The sequence below is a fragment of the Aminobacter sp. P4_D5 genome (assembly GCF_056401815.1).
Genome location: NZ_JBFUIP010001234.1, coordinates 1 through 551, shown reverse-complemented (window position 1 = coordinate 551; position 551 = coordinate 1). Strand labels below are relative to the sequence as shown.

The window sequence follows — 551 nt, the reverse complement described above, 5'->3', positions numbered from 1 at the left end:
GCCCTGCTACGCGCGGAGCGCCAGACGAAGACGACGGGATTGCCGGATGAGGTGATCGCCAGGCAGGTGGTGCTGGGAATGGCGCGCAGCGCGGCCAGGTAGCCAGCGGCGCAAGGCGTTCATCCCGCAAGGAGAATCCGGCCGCACAGCGGCCGGCGCCGCCGAGCCGGCTTTTTGGCCGGGCGATTGGGTAGCGCGGCGGAGCCAAGCCGCCGGAGGCGCCACCCGGCGCCGGAGGGCACAAAACCCCACAAAACCATTGACCGGCGGGGCCCGTCATGTTTCTTGCGCGCCACCCTGCCGTCGGCGTTGGCACGCCCGCGGCTATGCCCGTTTGCGCGCTCCGATGTCCGGTGGCCGCCCGGGCTGAGCAGCCATAGGGAGCTCCCATGCCACTCTACGAATGCGTGTTCATCGCGCGCAATGACGTGACTCAGCAGCAGGTCGAGACGATCGCCGACAATGTCGCGACGACCCTCGGCGAGCAGGGCGGCCACGTCCAGAAGCGCGAATACTGGGGCCTGCGCGGCCTCGCCTACAAGGTGAAGAAG

1 protein-coding gene is annotated in these 551 nt (G+C 69.1%); it reads left to right on the top strand.

The window, feature by feature from the left end; all coding sequences use genetic code 11:
- Nucleotides 1-389: 389 nt before the first annotated feature.
- A partial coding sequence (locus AC1DWF_RS37670) for a 30S ribosomal protein S6 (protein ID WP_476843516.1) occupies nt 390-551 on the top strand: 162 nt, incomplete at its 3' end.